This window comes from Acinetobacter sp. YH12098, assembly GCF_013419235.1.
Lineage (GTDB): Bacteria > Pseudomonadota > Gammaproteobacteria > Pseudomonadales > Moraxellaceae > Acinetobacter > Acinetobacter amyesii.
In genome coordinates this window covers 17,361-39,137 of record NZ_VPAO01000030.1, presented here as the reverse complement: position 1 = coordinate 39,137, position 21,777 = coordinate 17,361, and the positions used below count along the sequence as shown (strand labels likewise).

The 21,777-nt window shown below is 36.4% G+C and carries 17 protein-coding genes and 1 pseudogene; 12 read left to right on the top strand and 6 right to left on the bottom strand.

What is annotated here, in order from left to right; all coding sequences use genetic code 11:
- The first annotated feature begins 13 nt into the window (after nucleotides 1-13).
- Genes FTU38_RS11180 through FTU38_RS11150 form a run of 7 tightly spaced genes read left to right on the top strand, consistent with a single transcriptional unit; the run spans nucleotide 14 to nucleotide 9,829 of the window.
- Nucleotides 14-634, top strand: coding sequence for a restriction endonuclease subunit S (locus tag FTU38_RS11180; RefSeq protein ID WP_180111209.1), 621 nt, complete (start codon nucleotides 14-16; stop codon nucleotides 632-634).
- A complete protein-coding gene (locus FTU38_RS11175; protein ID WP_180111207.1) occupies nucleotides 634-2,157 on the top strand; it encodes a type I restriction-modification system subunit M in 1,524 nt (507 codons plus the stop codon). The genes FTU38_RS11180 and FTU38_RS11175 overlap by 1 nt, the downstream gene beginning before the upstream one ends.
- Nucleotides 2,147-3,412, top strand: a complete 1,266-nt coding sequence (locus FTU38_RS11170) for a restriction endonuclease subunit S (protein ID WP_180111205.1) — start codon at nucleotides 2,147-2,149, stop codon at nucleotides 3,410-3,412. The genes FTU38_RS11175 and FTU38_RS11170 overlap by 11 nt, the downstream gene beginning before the upstream one ends.
- Nucleotides 3,412-4,356, top strand: coding sequence for an endonuclease NucS domain-containing protein (locus FTU38_RS11165; RefSeq protein ID WP_180111203.1), 945 nt, complete (start codon nucleotides 3,412-3,414; stop codon nucleotides 4,354-4,356). Before FTU38_RS11170 ends, FTU38_RS11165 begins: the two co-directional genes overlap by 1 nt.
- Before the next feature lie 54 nt (nucleotides 4,357-4,410).
- Entirely contained in the window at nucleotides 4,411-5,766 is a 1,356-nt protein-coding gene (locus FTU38_RS11160) for an anti-phage deoxyguanosine triphosphatase (RefSeq protein WP_180111201.1), read from the top strand.
- Between the two features lie 39 nt (nucleotides 5,767-5,805).
- Nucleotides 5,806-9,087, top strand: coding sequence for a type I restriction endonuclease subunit R (locus FTU38_RS11155; RefSeq protein ID WP_180111200.1), 3,282 nt, complete (start codon nucleotides 5,806-5,808; stop codon nucleotides 9,085-9,087).
- Between the two features lies 1 nt (nucleotide 9,088).
- Complete coding sequence (locus tag FTU38_RS11150) at nucleotides 9,089-9,829, top strand: M48 family metallopeptidase (RefSeq protein WP_180014655.1); 741 nt, start codon at nucleotides 9,089-9,091, stop codon at nucleotides 9,827-9,829.
- Nucleotides 9,830-9,962: 133 nt separating this feature from the next.
- Here FTU38_RS11150 and FTU38_RS11145 read toward each other — a convergent pair whose 3' ends face one another.
- Nucleotides 9,963-10,460, bottom strand: a complete 498-nt coding sequence (locus FTU38_RS11145) for a hypothetical protein (RefSeq protein WP_180111198.1) — start codon at nucleotides 10,458-10,460, stop codon at nucleotides 9,963-9,965.
- Nucleotides 10,461-10,554: 94 nt separating this feature from the next.
- On the opposite strand from FTU38_RS11145, the gene FTU38_RS11140 reads away from it, so the two are divergent.
- The gene (locus FTU38_RS11140; protein ID WP_071225333.1) at nucleotides 10,555-10,761 is read left to right on the top strand and encodes a helix-turn-helix domain-containing protein; all 207 of its coding nucleotides are present in this window, start codon (nucleotides 10,555-10,557) and stop codon (nucleotides 10,759-10,761) included.
- A gap of 59 nt (nucleotides 10,762-10,820) precedes the next feature.
- Nucleotides 10,821-11,333 carry a hypothetical protein gene (locus FTU38_RS11135; protein WP_180015170.1) on the top strand — a complete coding sequence of 171 codons (513 nt, stop codon included), beginning with the start codon at nucleotides 10,821-10,823 and terminating at the stop codon, nucleotides 11,331-11,333.
- On the opposite strand, the gene FTU38_RS11130 is transcribed toward FTU38_RS11135, so the two are convergent.
- The 5 genes and pseudogenes from FTU38_RS11130 to FTU38_RS11110 form a co-directional block, all read right to left on the bottom strand.
- Nucleotides 11,334-11,720: a hypothetical protein gene (locus tag FTU38_RS11130; protein ID WP_180015172.1), complete on the bottom strand. Its 387-nt coding sequence runs from the start codon at nucleotides 11,718-11,720 to the stop codon at nucleotides 11,334-11,336.
- A gap of 1 nt (nucleotide 11,721) precedes the next feature.
- The gene (locus FTU38_RS11125; RefSeq protein ID WP_257225710.1) at nucleotides 11,722-13,692 is read right to left on the bottom strand and encodes an integrase; all 1,971 of its coding nucleotides are present in this window, start codon (nucleotides 13,690-13,692) and stop codon (nucleotides 11,722-11,724) included.
- The gene (locus tag FTU38_RS11120) at nucleotides 13,689-15,605 is read right to left on the bottom strand and encodes a hypothetical protein (protein ID WP_180015176.1); all 1,917 of its coding nucleotides are present in this window, start codon (nucleotides 15,603-15,605) and stop codon (nucleotides 13,689-13,691) included. Before FTU38_RS11120 ends, FTU38_RS11125 begins: the two co-directional genes overlap by 4 nt.
- Nucleotides 15,602-17,059, bottom strand: a complete 1,458-nt coding sequence (locus FTU38_RS11115) for a site-specific integrase (protein WP_180015178.1) — start codon at nucleotides 17,057-17,059, stop codon at nucleotides 15,602-15,604. The genes FTU38_RS11120 and FTU38_RS11115 overlap by 4 nt, the downstream gene beginning before the upstream one ends.
- Nucleotides 17,060-17,194: 135 nt before the next feature.
- Nucleotides 17,195-17,479 (bottom strand): annotated as a pseudogene (locus tag FTU38_RS11110) (hypothetical protein); the annotation flags it as partial.
- A gap of 165 nt (nucleotides 17,480-17,644) precedes the next feature.
- On the opposite strand from FTU38_RS11110, the gene FTU38_RS11105 reads away from it, so the two are divergent.
- The 3 genes from FTU38_RS11105 to FTU38_RS11095 all read left to right on the top strand — a co-directional run bounded on the left by FTU38_RS11105 (nucleotide 17,645) and on the right by FTU38_RS11095 (nucleotide 21,768).
- Nucleotides 17,645-19,147 carry an AAA family ATPase gene (locus FTU38_RS11105; protein ID WP_180111192.1) on the top strand — a complete coding sequence of 501 codons (1,503 nt, stop codon included), beginning with the start codon at nucleotides 17,645-17,647 and terminating at the stop codon, nucleotides 19,145-19,147.
- Complete coding sequence (locus FTU38_RS11100) at nucleotides 19,135-20,574, top strand: VWA domain-containing protein (RefSeq protein WP_180111190.1); 1,440 nt, start codon at nucleotides 19,135-19,137, stop codon at nucleotides 20,572-20,574. The genes FTU38_RS11105 and FTU38_RS11100 overlap by 13 nt, the downstream gene beginning before the upstream one ends.
- A 237-nt stretch (nucleotides 20,575-20,811) precedes the next feature.
- Nucleotides 20,812-21,768 (top strand): metal-dependent hydrolase, encoded by a 957-nt coding sequence (locus FTU38_RS11095; protein WP_180111188.1) that lies wholly within the window; start codon nucleotides 20,812-20,814, stop codon nucleotides 21,766-21,768.
- Nucleotides 21,769-21,777: the final 9 nt, after the last annotated feature.

Here is a 21,777-nt window from a genome sequence, read left to right as displayed (position 1 = left end):
AGAGTAAATATTTATGTCAAATATAAAGAAAGTCGTAAAACTGAGCGATCTTGCCGAGATTCGCACAGGTTTTACATTTCGTGAAAAGGTTGAAGAAGTCGAGTCAGGCAATGCCTACGTATTGCAGATCAAAGATATTCGAAACATTGCAACGGATACATGTGGCTATACGCTTTTTGCTGATGCTTTACCGCAAATTGATTGGCAGGGTAAGGATAACGCAATCGTATCGCCTGAGTCCGTGTTGCTACCCTGTCGTGGAGAGTATCTTAAAGCACATTATTTTGTAGGCAATCAAGATCAATCAAAAGCATTACCCTTAATTGTGAGTAGTCAGTTTTTGATTCTAATGCCAAATCAAAATGTAGTGCCTGAATACTTATGCTGGTACTTAAACCAACCTAATGTGCAATACGAGTTACGCAAAGAAAGTCAGGGTTCTAAGATGCCGATGCTTAGTGTATCAACAGTCAGCCAATTTGAGGTTGAAGTCCCTAGCTTGGACATTCAGCAACGCATAATCGAATTAAACCGTCTTTGGGAGCAAGAGCAGATCTTGACCCAGCAATTACTTAAAAATCGTGAACAAATGATGATGGGCATGTTTAAACAACTGCTCCAAGGAAACAAATAATGGTTACTCAAATTAATCAAGATACCGTCAATAAAGCCCTTTGGTCGGCATGTGATGTATTCCGTGGCACGGTGAGTGCAGATACCTATAAAGACTATATTTTGACAATGCTGTTCTTAAAGTACATCTCTGATGTATGGCAAGACCACTACGATAATTATAAAAACGAGTATGGTGATGAACCTGAACTGATTGAAGAAATGATGAAAAACGAGCGTTTTGTACTGCCTCGTGAATCTAATTTCTATACCTTGCTTGAGCGTCGTTTTGAGCCCAGCAATGGTGAACGTATTGATATGGCTTTACATGCACTTGAAGAAGCCAATGGTACAAAGCTGAAAGATGTAGGCAAAAGTGTCTTCCAAGATATCTCGTTTAATACCGATAAATTGGGCGAAGAAAAGCAAAAAAATACGATTCTAAAAGACCTCTTAGAAGTGTTTGCTGTGCCTGAGTTGAATCTTAAACCAAGCCGTGTGGGTTCACTTGATGTGATTGGTAACGGTTATGAATTTTTGATTAAAAACTTTGCTGCAAGTGGTGGTCAAAAGGCAGGTGAATTTTATACGCCACCTGAAGTATCGGACTTAATTGCGGAGTTACTTGATCCACAAAAAGGCGACAGTATTTGTGACCCTGCATGTGGTTCTGGCTCACTGTTAATGAAGTGTGGTCGTAAAGTTGTATCAAATCACAACAGCAAAGAATATGCGCTTTATGGGCAAGAAGCGATTGGTTCAACGTGGTCATTAGCCAAGATGAACATGTTCTTGCACGGTGAAGACAACCACAAAATTGAATGGGGTGATACGATTCGTAATCCAAAATTATTGGATAAGAATGGCGATTTGATGCTATTTGATATTGTGACTGCAAACCCGCCATTCTCATTAGACAAGTGGGGCTATGAGGATGCGGCAAATGATAAGTTTGGTCGTTTCCGTCGTGGTTTACCGCCAAAGACTAAAGGGGATTATGCCTTTATCTCGCACATGGTCGAGACGCTAAAACCTGTTACGGGTCGTATGGGTGTTGTGGTTCCGCATGGTGTGTTATTCCGTGGTTCTTCTGAAGGCAAGATTCGTGAGAAGTTGATTAACGAAAACTTATTAGATGCGGTGATTGGGTTACCTGAAAAGCTGTTTTACGGTACAGGTATTCCTGCTGCGATTTTAATTTTCAAAAAGCAAAAAACGGATGATTCTGTTTTGTTTATTGATGCGAGCCGTGAGTTTAAGTCAGGTAAAAACCAAAACAACTTAACAGAAGAGAATATTGCCAAGATTGTTGAAACCTATCGCGCTCGCGAAAGTGTAGATAAATATGCGTATTTGGCGACTTTGCAGGAAGTGAAAGACAACGATTACAACCTGAATATTCCTCGTTACGTGGATACCTTTGAGGAAGAAGCTGAGATTGATTTGGTTGCTGTACGTGCAGAGCGTGAGCAGTTAAAAACTCAACTTGCTGAACTTGAAGTGCAGATGGCGAAGTATTTAGAGGAGTTGGGTTATGGGAACTGATTATTTTAAAGAGTTACCAAATAATTGGGAAATTAAAAAGTTTGGAGATGTGGCGAAAATAACTTGCGGTGTTGCAGCTACACCTGAATACGTTGATGCATCGATAGGAATCCCTTTTTTTTCTGCCAGAAATGTCCAAAATGGGCGCCTAGATTTGAATTACTTTCAGTATATTTCTGTTGAATTGCATAAAAAGCTTACTAAAAATACGAAGCCTGAAAGAGGTGATATTCTTTTAACTCGTGTGGGGGCGGGAATTGGCGAAGCTGCTGTAGTTAATATTGATTTTGAATTTAGCGTTTATGTAAGCTTAACATTAATCAAATGTAGCAAAAAGATTGAGAGTGAATTTATTAAATTACTCTTAAACACTAATTATTATCGATATCTTGCTACAAGAGATCAATTTGCAGGTGGAGGAGTACAAAATCTGAATGTTCAGATGGTTAAGGACTATCCTATACCAGTACCTCCTCTTTTAGAGCAAAAGAAAATTGCCCAGATCCTTTCTACTTGGGATCAAGCGATTTCAGCTACTGAACAACTGATTAAAAATAGCCAAGAGCAGAAAAAAGCATTAATGCAACAATTGCTGACAGGTAAGAAGCGTTTGCTTGATGAGAATGGGGTTAATTTTAGCGAAGAGTGGAATGAGTATTCACTTGGAAATCTTGGAAATACTTTTACAGGGCTGACGGGTAAAACTAAAGATGATTTTGGAAGTGGTGTTCCATACATCACTTACATGAATATCTTCAAAAATAGCCGAATTGATATTAATCAAGTCGATTACGTGGTTGTTAAAGAAGATGAAAATCAGAACTCTGTACGGTATGGAGATATATTTTTTACAACATCTTCCGAAACTGCTGATGAAGTTGGTATGTCATCAGTTCTATTGGAAGAAGTGGAAAGACTATATCTTAATTCCTTTTGTTTTGGTTTTAGATTGAATAATTTTAAAGTTTTACTTCCTCAGTTTGCAGCTTATATTTTGCGTAGTAGCAATATAAGAAAGCAGATATCGATTCTTGGACAAGGAGCAACACGTTATAACTTGTCGAAAAATCAATTAATGAAGTTAATATTAAGATTACCAACGATTGCTGAGCAGAAAAAGATTGCGGAAGTTCTTTTTACAGCAGATCAAGAAATTGAGATATTGCAGAAAAAACTTGAGTGCCTAAAGCAAAAGAAAAAAGCACTCATGCAACAACTTTTAACAGGTAAAAAACGTGTCAAGGTGGCTGCTTAATGATGCAAATGATGCCTAGCTATTATCGCATTATGGCGGGTGCGAAGTCTGTATTTGCTCAAGAGTTTCTAGAAGGCGGCTTTATTGCTGCCAATTGGAACATTGATCAAGACTTAACACATGATTTGCCTGATGATTGGCGTGAGTTTAATCATCGTTTTATACCTGTTTATCTCAATGCTTTGCCTGACAAAACTAAGATTTCGGCAGGCTTAGCATGTGGCATGTTACATACCCTTTCAAAAGGAATTAAACAAGGTGACATCATTCTTACCCCTCGTGGGGATGGTCATTACTTAGTAGGTAAAGTCATTTCAGACTATTACTACGTACCTTCTGGTGAGTTAAGCCATCGTAGAAAAGTTGAATGGTTTGAACAGACTCTACCTAGAGAATTGATGTCTCAAGAGCTAAAAAACTCATCGGGATCAGTGGGTACAGTTTGTAATCTAACCAAGTATGCAGAAGAGCTTAAATCGCTTATTCAAGGCAAAGAAACAGTTGAGCATCTAGAACCTGATGAAGTACTCGAAGACCCAGCAGCTTTTGCTTTAGAAAAGCATTTAGAGCATTTCTTGGTAGAGAACTGGTCTAAAACTGAGTTGGGAGCAACATACGACATCTATACCGAAGAAGATCAATTGGTCGGTCAACAGTATCCATCGGATACAGGTCCTATCGATATCTTGGCAATCAGCAAGGATAAGAAAACGTTGCTTGTTGTTGAGCTAAAACGTGGTCGTGCAAGTGATCGTGTTGTGGGGCAAATTCAACGCTATATGGGTTATGTCAAAGATGAATTGGCTGAGGCAGATCAGCAAGTGAAAGGTGTCATCATTGCACTAGAAGATGACTTAAGAATTCGTCGTGCTTTGAGTGTGGCTCAGAATATTGAGTTTTATCGTTATCAGTTGAGTTTTAAGCTGAATAAAGTTTTTGAATAACTTTCAAACTTGAAAAGAATAGAAAATCTGATTTATTAAATTTAGAGAGGGGTTATGTCTGCATATAAATGGGAAAAACGTCGAAAGAAAGATACCAAACGCATTAATGATGTACGTAATGAGTGGGAGCGAGATCATGCTCGGTTAATTCATTCAGCAGCCTTTAGACGTTTACAATCAAAAACTCAAGTTCTTGGATTGGGGGAGAGTGATTTTTATCGTACGCGATTAACTCATTCTATGGAAGTTGCCCAAATAGGATCGGGAATTTTACGTTGTTTAAAACATAAATATGAACACCAAAATTCAGAAATTTATCAAGCTTTACCTGATGTAGCGCTAATGAGTGCAATTTGCTTAGCGCATGATATTGGTCATCCTCCTTTTGGTCATGGTGGTGAAGTAGCACTAAATATTTGTATGCGTGAACATGGTGGTTTTGAAGGGAATGGACAAACGCTCAGAATTCTATCGTGTTTAGATAAATATACAGATGGTTATGGTATGAATCCAACCCGCCGATTACTGTTGGGCGTGCTTAAATATCCTGCATCCTATACCACAACGGTGCAAGACAAAGCATATGGAGAAATTAAAGCTCCACGTTGGTTATCAGAGGCTGAGAAGCAAAAACCACCTAAATGTTATTTGAGTAGTGAAAATGATGTGGTTAATTGGATACTTAAGCCACTTAATCCTGATGAAAAAGCTGAGTTTGTTAAATTGAAAATGCATAAATCAGGTCATCTAAAGCCTATGTATAAAGCTTTAGATACATCGATTATGGAACTCGCTGATGATATTTCATATAGCTTGCATGATTTAGAAGATGCTATTTCATTAGGAATGATAACTCGTTCAGATTGGGAAAATCATAATCAGGCTAATGAAGAGGGTAGTGCTGATTCTAAAGAGAATAGATTCAAAGCTTGTGGATTAGATAGTAATAAGATTGCTGCGAAGTTATTTTCAAATGAAAGCTATCAGCGCAAAAATCAAATCGGAGATTTGGTAAATCAATTCATAACCAATGCTGAAGTGAAACCAACGGGCATTTTATCTGCTTCATGTGATTTGATTAAGTGGAATGCTGTTCTTGATAAACAGCATGAGCAATTACTAGAACATATTTTTGATTTGGTCAAAGATAAAGTAATCAAAAGTACTAATGTTCAACAGCTTGAGTTCAAAGGGCAAAAACTTGTTATTGAACTATTTGAAGCATTGGCTTCAGATCCAACAAGGCTATTGCCTACTACTACGATAGTTAAGTATCAAAAAGCTGAAACGGAAATACATAAGCAACGGGTAATTTGTGATTACATTTCGGGTATGACTGACGAGTATGCAACTAGATTGTATGAAAAAATTTATTACCCTCATCGGGGTTCTATTTTTGATCGACTTTAATCCGATTAATTAACATTTAAGGTAATGAGAAAATATTAAATGACCAATTTTTTACCGAAGTTTCAAGAAGAATATAGTGCAAAACTTCCGGCTTTAGCTTTGTTGACTAACTTGGGATGGTCATTTTTAGCTCCATCACAGGCACTCGCTGCCCGTGATGGAAAGCAAGATCAAGTAGTATTACGTCAAATCTTACGTAAAGAGCTTTCTAAACGCACTTTTCCATTTGCGGGTCAAGAATATCCACTCTCAGCAAAGTCGGTAGATAACTTAATGGCTGAAATCTGTAACCCTGCTTTGAATGAAGGGCTACTGACTGCCAACGAAAAAATGTATGACCATTTATTCTACGGCATTCCTGTAACTGAATTTGTAAATGGAAAAAAGGTTAGCCCGACGATTCCACTGATTGATTGGCATAACATCCATAACAACGACTTTTCATATACTGAAGAATTTGCTGTTACACGCTCAGGTGGTGTAGATATACGTAGACCCGATATCATTTGCTTTGTAAATGGTATCCCTTTAGTAGTGATTGAAGCAAAACGCCCCGATAGTCAGGCAAAGAAAGGTCCAACGATTAATGAAGGTATTTCTCAGACGCTTCGTAATCAGCGACCTGATGAAATTCCACATTTGTTTGCATATAGCCAACTGCTACTCTCTATAAATGGACATGAAGGGCGTTACGGCACATGCAATACCCCTGCAAAATTCTGGGCAGCATGGCGAGAAGAAGATATTTCTGATGCAGACATGTTTGCGCTTAAAAATAAGAAATTAAGTGCTTCACAAAAACAGAGCCTATTTTCTTATCGTCCAGTTGATGACTTAAATTGGTATGAAAACCTAATTGCAGGTGGAGACTTAGCTGTTACAGGTCAAGATCAACTGCTGATCAGCCTATTAAAGCCTGAACGCCTACTTGAAATGGTTCGCCTATATACGCTTTTCGATAAGAAAGCAGGAAAAATTGTTGCTCGATATCAGCAAATTTTTGGTATTAAGCGACTCATTGAACGTATTAGTACGAAGAACACCAAAGGTGGTCGTGAAGGTGGTGTCATTTGGCATACAACAGGCTCAGGTAAATCTTTTACCATGGTCTTTCTCAGTAAAGCCTTGATCTTACATGAAAATTTAAAAAAATGCCGTATTTTGGTTGTCACTGACCGTGTCGATTTAGAAGATCAACTTAGTAAAACCTTTGTATCAGGTGGTGAACTGGCAGGAAAAAAAGACAAGCAAAATGCCATGGCGACTTCAGGCAAACGCTTGGCTGAACAAATTGGTAAGGGTACAGAACGAATCATGTTCTCTTTGATTCAGAAGTTTAATTCTGCAACCAAGCTCCCTGAATGTGTTAACACGAGTTCAGACTTCATTGTCCTGATTGATGAAGGGCATCGAAGCCAAGGTGGTGAAAACCATGTACGTATGAAACTCGCACTGCCAAATGCGGCATTCGTGGCATTTACAGGTACGCCATTACTTAAAGATGAAAAGACTATTAATAAGTTTGGTCCTATCGTTCATGCGTATACGATGCAGCGAGCGGTAGAAGATAAAACTGTAACGCCTTTGCTCTATGAAGAACGAATCCCTGATTTAGATGTCAATGAACGAGCGATTGATACGTGGTTTGAACGGATAACAGAAGGTTTAAACGATCAACAAAAAGCAGATTTAAAACGTAAATTTGCGAGAAAAGGTGAGATCTATACTGCGGACGATCGTATTCGCCTGATTGCGTTAGATATTGCCAATCACTTTGTGAAAAATATTGATGATGGTTTAAAAGGACAGCTTGCTTGTGATAGCAAGGCTTCAGCGATTAAGTATAAAAAGTACTTGGATGAAGCAGGCTTGTTTGAGTCTGCTGTGGTGATGAGTCCACCTGATAGTCGTGAAGGGAATACTGATGTTGATGAATCGACTACCCCTGAAGTGACCCAATGGTGGAAGGAGAATGTCGGCACTCAGGATGAGCAAGCCTATACCAAACAAGTGATTGAGCGTTTTGAAAAAGATGATTCGCTTAAATTGCTGATTGTGGTGGATAAGCTCTTAACAGGTTTTGATGAACCTAAAAATGCTGTTCTTTATATTGATAAAAATTTAAAACAGCACAATTTGATCCAAGCAATTGCGCGTGTAAACCGGCTTCATCCAATGAAAAAGTTTGGTTTATTGATCGACTATCGAGGTATTTTAAAAGAATTGGACGCTACGATTCTTGATTATCAAGATCTCGCTGCTCGTACCCAAGGTGGCTATGATATCAATGATCTTACAGGCTTGTATACGCAAATGAGCTCTGAATACAAACGTTTACCTCGTTTGTATAAAGCGCTATGGGCGATTTTTGATGGTGTAAAAAATAAAAATGATCCAGAGCAGTTGCGCCAAGTTTTAGTCCCACGCATTGAAGAACGTGAGGGTGAGTTAGTCGATATTCACTTAAAAGTTCGTGATGATTTTTATGAAGCACTTACAGAATTTGCCAGTTGTTTAAAAGTTGCATTGCAGTCAGCAACCTTTTTTGAAGATAAAAGCTTTTCTGATGCAGATCGTCAGCACTACAAAGAAACAGTCAAACTATTTACAAGCTTGCGTCAGATTGTGAAACGAGATGCTGGAGAGACTATTGACTATGATCAGTATGCTGAGCAAGTCAAAAAACTTCTTGATAAGCATGTTGTGGGTATTGAGGTAAAAGACCCTGATGGAGTCTATGAAGTCGGCAAGATGGGCAAAGTGGCGCAACCTGAAGATTGGAGTGAAGAGAAAACACGTAATGAAACGGATATCATCAAAACTCGTGTAACGAAGATGATTGAACAGCAATTGCGTGATGATCCCTATGCTCAGGAGGCTTTCTCTAAGCTGTTACGTCAAGTCATTGAAGAAGCAGAGAAAGAGTTTGATCACCCATTGAAGCAACACATGCTGTTTAGGGAGTTTGAAGAGCAAGTAGAAGCTCGTCGTTTAGATGAAATTCCTGATGTATTCAGTGGTAATAAGCATGCTCAAGCTTATTACGGGGTCTTTAAGAAGCTATTACCTGAAGCATTCTCGATAATAGATCAACAGAATCAAGATAAGTGGATTGAGCTTGCTTTCGAGGTTGATCGTTCTGTCATGAGCTCTGTAGCTGAAAACTCAATTAATCCACAAAATATTGAAGCGGATATCCGTAAAAAACTATTACCTCAGATGTTCCGTGAATGTAAATCCATTGGGAGTGGTATGGATCAAGCCAAAAAAATTGTGGAAATGATCGTACAAATTACTAGGGTCGGTTTGAATGGGCTCTAGGATGAATACGCTGCCAGAGAAAAAGTTAAGCATTGTATATGGTGATGAAGTTATCGATTTTGAGGTGCTTGAAAGTTCTAGTCGTTCTCAAAAAATACTGATTAAAGTCTATGTTGATTGTCGGGTAGTTGTATCAACACCGTTAAATACAGATGATAAAACAATCATTGAAGCGGTAAAGCAACGCAGTCGTTGGATCTATAAGCAATTACGAGAGTTCCGTGAACAAAGCAAATTTATCACGCCTCGCCAATATAAAAGTGGTGAAAGCCACTTTTATTTGGGTAAACAGTATCAATTAAAAGTGATTCATGATGATACCAAGCCAAAAGGTGTAAAACTTCTGAGGGGACGATTGGAGGTAAACACCTTAGATACGGATATTGAAAGTATTAAATCTCATTTAAATGAATGGTACAGATCTCGAGCAAAAGTCATATTTGAAGTACGATTGAGGCAGATTCTTGAAAAAGCCTTATGGGTTGAAGCTAAGCCTGATATTCGACTCATGACAATGCGCACACAGTGGGGGAACTGTTCACCATCAGGTCTTCTTACACTGAACCCGCATCTAGTTAAAGCGCCCGCAATTTGCATTGATTATGTGATTCTTCATGAGTTATGTCATTTAGTTGAGCATAACCATAGTGATCGTTTCTACCAACTTTTGACTCAAATAATGCCTGATTGGGAGGTGGTGAAAGAAAGATTAGATAACATGGCAGCTAGGCTATTTAGTTAATTTATATAATGAAACGATCAAATAGTTAGGAAATACGCATCTACTAATGAGACATAGACAGTAATTTGCTAGTTTTAGTTTTGTCATATGGGGGGTATTTACAGGCTCGTTTGTTAAATCCTTCGCCCTGTTACTAAACTTCTTCATTGATACTAAAACGGCTCATGAGGCTTTTAATAACATTTTGTTGTATTGTTAAGTTGTTCAAGCTATGGATATGTTCTTGCTCAATAATATCTAGTTGGCTCGCTATTTTGGGATACTCGTCTTTTAGCCCATTTATAAAATCTACCTCAAAGTTTTTTTTCACGATACTTTCTTGTACAGAATCCATTTTTTCACTTAAAGCTTTCGCTATATTTTCTTGTTTTTTTGCACTTCGATAATCATTCAGTCTTTCTGCTTCTGAATAAAGGAATGTATTCTTTTTTCGAGGGTTTATAAATTTTTTTAAATATCCACAATCAACCAGCACATTGATACCTTGATAGATACGTTGCTTATTTTGTGTTGTGCGAAGGTGTTCATCTAAAACGTTTAAAATGAAATCTTTTGCTTCCCATTTCTCAATAGTATGTTTTTCAAAAGTATTAAAAAAATTTGAATAGAATGGTAAAAGGCGATTTGACATTAGACAATCCTAAATTTAAGCAATGAGGATTATAAGCCGTGGACTTATAAACATCAAAATTTGATAGTTCTATTTTTTGAACTATCGATTATTTATGAATGATTTAGCGGTATCAATTGGTCAATTAATACGCTTTACTCGAGAGTCAAAAAAAATAAGTCAAGAAAATTTGGCTTTACAATGCGGTATAGATCGAAGCTATTTAGGAAGAATTGAAAGGGGGGAAGTAAATATAACGATCAAAAAACTGTATGAAATTGCTTTAGCCCTAGATACGGATCCTAAAAATTTTTTACCTTGAAATACTATTCAGTAAATATGTATTCTTCTCTTAATTGTTGAAATTTTAAATTTAATATTATGAAGAATTTTTTTAAAGAAAATATCTATAAAGTGTGGTTATTTTTATATAAATTTTTAAAAATACAAGATTTTGAGTATAGAGGATTAACGAAAGGTGAAGTCAATATTGCGAAAACAGTTTTTCGTGATCTTATTAATTATGATGATGTAAAAATTTTTAATATTCCTTATTTACCTTGGCAACCTAAAAACATATTAATGGCTCCAAACGGTAGATTATTTGTAAATAAAGAGATTTTCTGCAAAGATTATTCTCAATGTTCAATTGCAATGCAAGGTGTATTTATCCATGAGCTAGCGCATGTACTTCAATATCAAAAGCATACGAATGTAGTAGTTAAAGGCTTTATTTTACAGAGTTCTTATTATCTTAGTTTTAAGATGTATGATCCATATAAATACAAATTGATCAATGGAAAACGGTTTGAGCAATATAATATTGAGCAACAGGGTGATATTGCACGCGACATTTTTTTTGAAAAAATCCCTAATATTATCATTCGAAGCTAATTAATCATGATCGGCTTGACGGATTGGTATGATATTGCTTCCATTTAAGGCGTTGAGTTGTTTTTTCAGTTGATAATTTTCATAAAGTAATGAAATCTCTCTTCCCAATGCTTTTTCTAAGTCTTCACGGACAGTTTTTAATTCTTCTTGTATTTTTAAAAGCTTACGTTGATCAAGAGGCGTTATATTTTGTTCTTTTGCCGCACTGTCAATGGCTACAATTAGATCTGCAAATATTAATCTTGATTTCTTGATTGCTCCTTTACTACGACCAGCTTCTAAAGCTACAGAATCATTAGAAATTTTCGTTCCAATATCTATACGAATAGGCTTATTTACTTTCAGTCGTTCAAGTGCTTCAAAATATTCAATAAGAGCTTCTGACATTCTATTCTGCACCCTTAAGTTCAATAATTTTATGCTTTGTTTCTTTAAGTATTTGTAAATGTGATACTTCAGTTCGATATTCTAGCGAGGTTATATCTAAAAAGTTAATCATTTTCTCTTGTGCTGTAATAACTCTTTCTAGCTTAGGTAGGCTGACAATTAAGTGTCGACAATTATCTTTTAAACAGTTAATTTGAAACCAATTGGTCGCTGTAAAATTACAAGCTCCAACTTTGGTACAGCCACCCATGATTGTTTCTTTATAGGAAATTTCGCCTTTTTTGAAACGTTGTAGTGTTTGCTTGCGATCAAATATTATCATTCCTTCTTCATTTTTAAGCGTATTTTCCATCCAATGTATATGACCACCATATAAAGGGGTATTAGACATTAAAACGTTAAAAATATATCCTAATGAGTTAGATTCTAATTGGGTCTGTTGCCATTCATTTGCAAAATGGCTTTTATCGTCATTTATTAGATTTTCTGCAAATGTAGAACCTTTAGCATAATAACTGGTCATTTCATTGGTGATATGTTGTAACTGCCTTCGTAGAGAGGGTAAAGATACAAGACCTGATCTTTGAGCATAAAGTGCTAATGAACGACGTAATTGATGAGTAGTAAAAGGCCAATATTGTCCAATAAGAAAAATCTCTTCTGATCTCCATGCTCTGTGAGGATCAATTTGTTCAAGTTCTTCAACATCAGCCAATTTTATTTGGGGTATCAGTTTATCAACTACTTGTTTACTGTATAGAGTTCCAATGCGATATTGTTTAATTGTTGACTCAATCGGTTTACTTGAAAATCCAAAGTAACTCGCTGAAATAAACAGGGGATACTGAAAAATATCTGTGCTTTTTTGAATTCCTTGTTCATCAAGAATTTGGTAAATATGATCAGCAATTTTTTGAGCAATTCTGACGGCTTTTAAACCCTCAATACTTGTTATCCATTGGGTGGTCTTGGCATTTCCCTGGTTTAACTTAGTTGTTCTACCAATTATCAAATAATGTTTTTGTGAGTTCGAGATCACCTCTTTAATACATTGATAAGGGATAGTTTGTGCCTCTTCGTCTCGCATACCAGAAAAAGCTTGAATTACAAGTTTACAAATACACTGCGTTGCTGTAACTAAGCTAGAGATTTGCTTTATTGTGAATTGTCCAGTATGTTCATTAACGAAGTTTTTTAATGGTTCAGATACATTATCCAAAATTGAATGAAAATAAGCTCTTTTAGCTGAACAACTTAGTTTATATTCATAACATTCCAAAATTAATTGCATTAATTCATTTGATACTTTTTCCCACTCTTCTAAATAACATGTCCAATTTTTTAAAATTTCAGAATAGATTCTGGTAGGAATAGGGGCATGTTGATTTAAAGATGCTCTGTACTGTTTGTTCTGTTTTTGCAGTTGTCTTATTATTTCTGGTTCAATTATCTTGATTGCAAGATTTTGATAACTACTAGCAATTAGTAATAATAAAAGCGATGAAAGTGTTTCTATAAACCATCCTGAGTTCTGAGATCGAACGAATTCTAAAAATAATTTATTATTGCCGATGACTTCTTTTAACGTGGTGTGTTTACATTCTGCAAATTTTGCAATATCACGAGTAATAGTTAGATAATTTCTTAATGTCCCAAAACTTAACGGGCTTTTATCTCTTAGCCAAATTAATATAAAGAAAATATGTTTAATTTCTTTGATTAATTCCTGTCTCTTAGGGGTTAATTCACCTTGATCCCAATAGGTGAATAATAACGGACTTGGCTTACCATCGGGGTGGTAAATGGTGAAGTCCCAAACAATGTCTCCATATAATGAAATTATAGCTCCTGTGGGTGATCTACTTACAACAAAATCATCCGATGGTAAACTATCATTCAATATATTGAATGAATCAGGTGGAATATGATGTGAAGGAAATGTTAATTTTGCATCTAGATTTAAAATAGTCATATTATCCAATCTAACTCCATAAACATTTCAAGTTTTCTTGCCCAATAAATGTCAAGTTCCCCTTCTTCAACTTCAGACATAATTTTGTTTACAAGCGGTTCATTGTTCTTTTTAACATGGGCTATAATTAAATTAATTCTTTCAAAAATTGGTTTTGTTATTAAATCTTGTTCTTCCAAGTTTCCTATTAAATGTGCTGTTTTTTCAATACAATACCTACAACTTAATAATTTTCGAATATCAGTTTCATCTACGTGTATTCTATAATTCTCACAAAATAAGCAACCTTCGGGATTAATACAATTAGGTGTGTTTATTGAGTCGTTTTCCTGTGGAATTACAGGGTTTCCAAAGGAGGAGCATTTACCAATAGCACTCTGTAATAATTGCTTTTGATCGTGATTAGGCGAAAGAATAACTTTAGATATGTTATGTAGAAAGTTTGATATCTCTTCCCAATGTGCACTTTCAGAACCTGCAATATAAGAAGATAAAACTGTTTTTTCTGTATTTTGTAAAATTAGTGCTGTTGTTGAAATGTCAGTATTTCGCACAAGCCAATCACTTTTTGCTGCACGCCATTCTCTTGATTGAATTGTGGGTAACAGAGGATCAATTCGCTTAATTGCTGAGTAAATACCATGCAAAGTAAATGATTTAACTTGTTTCGGGGTGCCTAAACCTCGTTCACCAGCAGTAAAAAACAAATATTCAAACTTTTGATTATTTAAAAGATAATTCCTTAATCTAATGAAATTTTTGAATCTAGGCATAAATCCTACAGGTATTTCAAAACTGCACTCTTTACCTGCAGCTCTCCATTTTATTGTTCTGAATAATTGATGAGTGCTAGATATATGAAATTCATTATCCCATTGCAAATTGAGTATTTGTGACCAATTCATTCCTGTTTGTGCAGTAAATAAAATAATAAAAGCATTCAGCGCAATAGTTCCAATGTGTATTCTTTGGCTATGCCTAAAATTTTGATTAGCCGCAGTTAAATTATTTTCTGCATTTTTTAAAAGATGGTAAGTGTTTCTTTGATTTATAATGGGTTTTAGTCTTAATTTATCAATTTGTTCAATTGTGTTTAATATTCCTAATTGGTAGTTATAACCTAAACAAGTATTACGTTTGTCTAATGATTTAAGAGGATGAATAAACCATGACTCTGCAGGGAAAATCCAAAGCTTATTGTTTGGGAAATTTAAATATGTGGGCATGTTGAGTTCATGTGGATATTGTTTATGCTCAAGGATAAAAGAGACTATTCCATCAAAAATATTTTCACACAATGATAAGACTTTTGCCTGTGAATCTTCACTTGGAGGTTGTGTGCTTTTCTTGAGTTTTTGGTTTATTCGAATTATGTTCACACCAATGGCAAATTCATCATCTTCAAAAAAATCACATAAGAATGTAATAACTGAACTTTGTTGTCTTGAAGCACTATTTATTGTGATCTCGTCTCTTGAGACTTTTTCTTTTAAATATTGGGTGTACTGAATTAATGCTAGTTTAGCTATTTCTTTTTTATTTAATAGATCATAAAATTTATTCTGATCAGCCCAAAATACAAAGGCTACTGAACGTGAGATCATATCTCTAATAGTTTCAATACGTTTTCCACTATGGATAATATGTTCTGAAATAAAAGTTATAAGTCGGCGTACATCATCCTTGCGAGGTTCATACACAGAATCTATCTGTACAAGTCTTCCTTCATTTGAAATTCTTTTAACACCTAAATGTGATTTGGCTGTAGGTTGTCGAATTAAATAGCACAATGCACCTATATCAATGGTCTTACCCAGAGGAAATTTCACCACCACTTGTTCAGGGCGAAGAATTGTAATATTAGAATGAATTGGTAAATCATAGACTTGTATAATTCTTCGCTCTAAATTCATAATTTCTGATCCAAGTCAAGTGAGGTAACAATCTTAAATAGGTGATCATTATATGAGTCTGACACTTGTCTAATATGTTTTAAATTTTGTCGGTATTGTAGATATAAGTCTGTCGTTGCTGAGGATTCATGGCACATTCTAACTCTGACAAATTCACGAGCTTGGTGAAGACTTATTTGTCCTCTAGCAACATATTCTAGCTGTTCATCTGTTAGATTCATGCCAAAAGTAGCTCTTAAATCATGAAAGCGATATTTAAATTTTGGATTGTTCAATTGATTTTGAATATATGGAATTACTTTATCATTTATAAATTGCCTCACAGTTTGTCCATTCTTAGCATGATGAAGTGCAAAATTTTCATGAAAGTGTTTAATCTCCGCTTTAGACTGATAATAGGGTGTACCGCGATTACTTAAAAATAAATATTGATCATCTGAATCACCCAACAGTGATTTTTTTCTTCGTACCTGAGCATTTTCACTTTGTGAATAGATATGTAGTTTTTGGTAGAGCCAAAGAGGAATATGCAAAACTATTTTCTTATCATTTTTTGTGTCAATGCCTGTGCTAGGTCCTGCAGGAATTCTGATTTCCTTTAATTCTGAACCCTCCATATTGATAAATACATGATGCAATCTCATGGTGAGAATAGTCTGAATTCGTGCACCACTTGCCAACCCTAAGAGGTGGATTAAAAGCATTTCAGTGTTCTTTAATGCAGATAGGGCCTCTAGTAAGTGAATTTGTTCATCTTTGGACAATGGTCGAAGTAGTCCACCATCATTAATGGTTTCAGCATATGGATTATTTGATTTAGTGACTTTGATAGAGACATCTGTTGACTTGATTTTTTTTGTAAAAGTTGAACCAAAATCATTTTTTAAATCTATAAAACGATCTGATTCTTTCCACATAGGAAATTCAGGCTTCAGTAAGCCTTCGTTTTTTAACCAACGATAAAATGAGATTACAGTACTCATTCTTCTACGGGCAGTGGAAAAGCTGATTTTTTCAGCTTCAATCATTGTTCGTAGATATGCTCTATAGCGATATGTAGGTCTATATAATTTGTTTTTATCGAAAGTAACCCAATTCACATTTGTATCATCTAAAAATTGCCTAAATGCGACTAAATCACTAGCTATATTTGAATAGGTTGCCATAACTACATTAAGACTATTTTTTATTCTATCTAAGATGTAAATATTAGCTTCAGCCCAAGGCACTCCATAACTATCAACAACTAGAGGATATAAATTAAATTGAACAGGTGACTTAGTTTCTCGTGTTCCATAAGTTGGATCATATTCAAAAGAGTTTTGTGTTATATGCGCAACGTGGTATTTGGTTTGTGTTGGTAGGGTTATTTCTGTTGCTTCAAAATGTGAAGGTTGCACAACTTTTGTCTGAGCAAATTTAGATAAGGTTATTTTTCTAGCCTTGTTTGTCATATTGAAGCCAAAGTCTTTTTATAGAAGTTGCCTTAAACCTTACAAAAAAATCTTAGTTAAATAAATATCTTAAATTGAAACAGGGTTTGTCCATTTTTTATTAAACTTATATTTGTTGTCATTTTATTTAAAACTTATAGATACCATCTCATGAATAAACAGGGCGCGATATCCTAAGGACGCTTTGGCATAGTCCGCTTTAAACAGTAAATTTCGTGCATGGATATACCCCTGAGGCGCCATGACCACATGCGCAGATTGCCAAGGCAAAAAAGGGTGATTCATCACTTTCACTTGCTCATATTGAATCAAATCCCCAAACACACTGCGACACATGGATATTTCACCTGCCGTGAGGGATCGATATTTAAAACCTTCAAGTTTTAACAGTCGGATGAGTGTAGGAAAGAAGGGCAACATGATGAAAAGTTTCTAGAGTTCCAAGGGGATGTGTAGTTTTACTATAACCTGAAAATACAATATCACGCTGTTGCGCTGTATTTAAAAAGCGATATTTTTGCATCTGCTACAGCGAAAAATCGATTAGGGCGTTACAATTTAGTTTTCGGTCAAACAGATAATCAGATGCAAGCACGGATCAATACTTTAATTTCTGAAATCAGCAAAAATATGTATGAACGTGAGCAGATTATTGCTTTGAGTTTGTTGGCTGGTGTTGCGGGTATGAATACCTTTTTATATGGTTTGCCTGGCACTGCAAAAAGTTTGATTTCACGTCGAATCGCCTCTGCTTTTGAAGTTCATGACTATTTTGAATATTTGATGAATCGTTTCAGTACGCCGGAAGAAATTTTTGGCCCAGTATCGATTAAAGCCTTAAAAGAAGATCAATACATTCGTAAAACAGAACATTATTTACCACGAGCAGATTTTGCTTTTTTAGATGAAATTTGGAAAGCCAGCCCTGCGATTTTAAATACTTTACTCACCTTGGTGAATGAACGGAGTTTTAAAAATGGTGATATTGTCCAAAAAGTTCCATTGAATGTTTTGGTCAGCGCATCGAATGAAATTCCCGAACCAAATCAAGGTCTAGATGCATTGTATGATCGTTTTATTTTGCGTTTAGAAGTGCCGCCGATTGCTATTGCAGAAAACTTCCATGCACTATTAGAGGCCAAACCGAGTCAAGTCAGTGTTGAAGTCGATGCAACTTTAAAAATAACAAAAGCAGAGTTACAAGATTGGCGGGAACAGATTTATCAGGTGGATTTACCCGAATCGATTTTAAATCTGTTTGATCAACTTAAAACTCGACTCAATCATAACTTTGAAGATCACGTGGTCTATGTCTCTGACCGTCGTTGGCAACGTGTGGCTTATTTAGTCAAAGCCTGTGCATTTTTAAATGATCGTTCATCGGTGATTTTGAGTGATCTATTAATTTTAAAACATTGCTTATGGAATCAGCCTGAAGACATTGCCTTTGTTTCGCAGCAGATAGATGAAGTATTGGCTGAAAATGGCTTAAATTACGGTTTGCAATTCGAACAGCATGTGGCAGAGAAGGATGCACTTGAACAGCGGGTGCTCAATCTTTTTTATTATACTGATGATGTGTATGAGAGTTATTTAATTCATGGCACTGACTACTTGCGTGCAGTGACTAATCTAGATCGACACTATAAAGATAAAGTGTTGTATCTCGAACTAGATAAAATGGATACGAAAAAAGACTTCTTTGCCTTAGATGATACCGGTGAAGAAGTGCGTGGCATCGTATGTAATTTTAATGGTTCAAGAGTGTGTACGTTAAAAGGTGGCTATTACGGTTTAGAAGAAGTGGTGACGCCGTATATAAAACATACCAAAGGCAGTCCACGCAGCGCACTTTCAGCACAAAGCCAATATGAGCTTTTACACGAAATTCAACAGCTCAAAGCACATTTTCAAACAGAGTTGGATCTGTTGACGGAACGCTTTAATAGTCAAAAACATCAGTTTAAATCGGTCTTTGTCACTGAACAGGATATTCAACAATTAATTCAATCTATTGAGCAGCAATTGGCACGATATCAGTTGCAATTGCAAGATTGTGAGCGTCTGGAACAGTTATGTCGCAATTAAAACCGACACGACAACAAACCCAATCGGCACTCGATGAATTAAGTTCACAACTTTATGATGAATTAAAACAATCCAGTTTAAAACATTGGTTGGATGATCATAAAGTTGCAAAAAAGCTCGATCAAAAAATTCAGGAATGGGCCTTTCAGGCAAAGTCGAGCTTAGATCAGCAGCATCCCTATGCAATGGCGCAGCAGCAATTGGAACATTGGCTTGCGATAAAGCATTGGGAACAGGGCGATTTTGTTCAATTCCACACTGAATATGCTGCCTTCATGCAAACCTTGGGGATTCCAGAATTCACTGAAATGTGGCAACAGAGCCAACAGTCGTTGCTGACCGAGCAACAGCGTCAATTACACATTGAGCTATTCAAAGGTAAATGGCAGCGCAAATTGACTGAAGCTATTGCGCATTGGGAGTTTGAGCAGCTCCGTTTACAACGAGATGCCTTTTTAGATGAAATCAAAGATTTTCTCGCGACATTGTCGAAAATGGTCAAGCACCATGACAGGGTCGGGTTTGAAACTGGGATTTTTCTGGACTATTCCAAAGGGCAATTAACTGAGCATGATGTACAGAACTTTGAGCAATGGGCGAATTATCTCGAGCAAGATCGGGCGCTTAAACGTCTATGTCAAATGATTGGAAGCGCACAGCCGAATATGCCACGTAAGCGGATTTCTGCTCAGTTAGAACAAGAACCACAGCAGCTTATTCACACCCCGATGGCGCAAGAGGAAATTACTGGAATTAAATTGGCACAAGAAATCAGTATGGCTTTACCTAGCGAGTTGGCGCTATTAGCCGATCCAGACTTGCAGGTTTTATTTGATTTGAAATATTTAGAATCTAACCTGATGAGTTTTAATCGACAAGGTCAGCAACAGGGACGGGTGATCGAAGACCAACGCCATACGCAGCGTCGAGTCGGACAAAAAGGCCCGATGATTGTTTGCTTAGATACTAGTGGCTCAATGAATGGACAACCTGAACTGATTTCCAAAGCGATTTGTTTGTATTTATCTATTCGAGCGCTAAAAGAAAGGCGAGCGATGTATTTGGTAAATTTCTCGACCAATTTAACCGCGCTGAATTTACAACATAATAGTGCTTTGGATGATGTCATTCACTTTTTAGGGCAGTCATTTCATGGGGGAACAGATATTATCCCTGCGATGAATCATGCCGTGGACATGTTGAAACAACCGAATTTTGTACATGCTGATGTGGTGGTAATTTCAGACTTTATCATGGGGCAACTGACTGAAGAACTCATGCAAGAGATCACACATTTTAAGCAGCAGGGCAATGGATTCTATGCTGTGGCGATTGGTAATTTTAAACTGGATCATTTAGACGACAGCCTGTTTGGTCATCAATGGGTCTATCAATCTGCGACCGGTGAAGTGCAAAAAATCCAATAATCATCACTCACTCAAAATACGCCATGACCTTTAATGACAAGCTTTTGAGCCATACAACACCGATGTTTTAAAGATTGTCTGACAAAGAAAATATTTGAGCATTTTTGCAAATCGAGAGGTCGGTTTTACTAATGGTCTAGTGATCTATCTCACTTAATTTGATCCTCAATCTATGTGTTTTTACTTTAATCGACATGAAGTCAATGAACGGTAAACACCCAAATTGAGAGCAAAATCATGAGCGCTTTTCAACCGATAAAAAAAACGTTAGCACGCGTATTTGCAGGCCCTGTCTTTGACCCAACAAAACAGTCTGCCGTTGTTCCTATTCGTCATATGAAATTTGATTTCGAACCAGAAAAAATTGATCCAAAATTTTATATGAATGCAGAATTGGCCAGTGCCTATTTTGCATCTTTATCTATTTTCTTAACCCGTGGTGAAGATTTGGTGATCGATACAGCACGTTTTCATCGTGACTTTATTCAAGATCCTGTATTAAGACAACGTGTCACGTCATTGATTGGGCAAGAGGCTATTCATTCACGTATGCATGAAGAAATGAATGAAGCGTATCGCGCAAGAAATCTGCCTGTGCAATTTTTCAGAAAGTTAGAACATTACGTCTTTGCTTATGGCTTTGAGCGTATGCCGCAGCCAATGAAATTATCCTTAATGGCGGCAATTGAGCATTTCACCGCAGTGCTTGCCGAATACATGATGAATCATGAGGAAATTTTCTTTAGATCAATTGATGAAAAGCAACGTGCCATTTGGATGTGGCATATGTTGGAAGAGTCTGAACACAAAGACATTGCCTATGATGTATATCAAGAATTATCTGGTAATTATGCTTTACGTATTGCTGGTTTCTTCCCTGCATTAATTACCATTTTGGGTTTGATTTCAATTGGTGCCTCGATTGTACCATTTTACAGAAAACCCTCGAACCTGATTAGCCTAAGCTACTGGAAAGATGTTCCGCGCAGTTTCCAGCTGATTTTTGGTCTAAGAGATGGTGTTTATGGCAGTAGCCTCGGGCATATTTTTGACTATCTACGACCAAGTTTTCACCCGAATGATCATGACACTTCTGCATTTCTTGAATATTACAAAAAGCGTTTGTTGAACCCTGTTGATGGAGTGTTGACACCATATTTTGTCAAAGAATTTACCCCAGCATTAAAACGATAAAAGGACAAA

What these genes read in the sequence shown, in the direction of transcription:
- FTU38_RS11155 (WP_180111200.1), top strand. Translation starts at nt 5,806, where the DNA reads ATGACCAATTTTTTACCGAAGTTTCAAGAAGAATATAGTGCAAAACTT.
- FTU38_RS11135 (WP_180015170.1), top strand. Translation starts at nt 10,821, where the DNA reads ATGAAGAATTTTTTTAAAGAAAATATCTATAAAGTGTGGTTATTTTTA.
- FTU38_RS11130 (WP_180015172.1), bottom strand. Translation starts at nt 11,720, where the DNA reads ATGTCAGAAGCTCTTATTGAATATTTTGAAGCACTTGAACGACTGAAA.
- FTU38_RS11100 (WP_180111190.1), top strand. Translation starts at nt 19,135, where the DNA reads ATGTCGCAATTAAAACCGACACGACAACAAACCCAATCGGCACTCGAT.
- FTU38_RS11165 (WP_180111203.1), top strand. Translation starts at nt 3,412, where the DNA reads ATGATGCAAATGATGCCTAGCTATTATCGCATTATGGCGGGTGCGAAG.
- FTU38_RS11180 (WP_180111209.1), top strand. Translation starts at nt 14, where the DNA reads ATGTCAAATATAAAGAAAGTCGTAAAACTGAGCGATCTTGCCGAGATT.
- FTU38_RS11115 (WP_180015178.1), bottom strand. Translation starts at nt 17,059, where the DNA reads ATGACAAACAAGGCTAGAAAAATAACCTTATCTAAATTTGCTCAGACA.
- FTU38_RS11140 (WP_071225333.1), top strand. Translation starts at nt 10,555, where the DNA reads ATGAATGATTTAGCGGTATCAATTGGTCAATTAATACGCTTTACTCGA.
- FTU38_RS11120 (WP_180015176.1), bottom strand. Translation starts at nt 15,605, where the DNA reads ATGAATTTAGAGCGAAGAATTATACAAGTCTATGATTTACCAATTCAT.
- FTU38_RS11175 (WP_180111207.1), top strand. Translation starts at nt 634, where the DNA reads ATGGTTACTCAAATTAATCAAGATACCGTCAATAAAGCCCTTTGGTCG.
- FTU38_RS11150 (WP_180014655.1), top strand. Translation starts at nt 9,089, where the DNA reads ATGAATACGCTGCCAGAGAAAAAGTTAAGCATTGTATATGGTGATGAA.
- FTU38_RS11170 (WP_180111205.1), top strand. Translation starts at nt 2,147, where the DNA reads ATGGGAACTGATTATTTTAAAGAGTTACCAAATAATTGGGAAATTAAA.
- FTU38_RS11145 (WP_180111198.1), bottom strand. Translation starts at nt 10,460, where the DNA reads ATGTCAAATCGCCTTTTACCATTCTATTCAAATTTTTTTAATACTTTT.
- FTU38_RS11105 (WP_180111192.1), top strand. Translation starts at nt 17,645, where the DNA reads ATGCAAGCACGGATCAATACTTTAATTTCTGAAATCAGCAAAAATATG.
- FTU38_RS11125 (WP_257225710.1), bottom strand. Translation starts at nt 13,692, where the DNA reads ATGACTATTTTAAATCTAGATGCAAAATTAACATTTCCTTCACATCAT.
- FTU38_RS11095 (WP_180111188.1), top strand. Translation starts at nt 20,812, where the DNA reads ATGAGCGCTTTTCAACCGATAAAAAAAACGTTAGCACGCGTATTTGCA.
- FTU38_RS11160 (WP_180111201.1), top strand. Translation starts at nt 4,411, where the DNA reads ATGTCTGCATATAAATGGGAAAAACGTCGAAAGAAAGATACCAAACGC.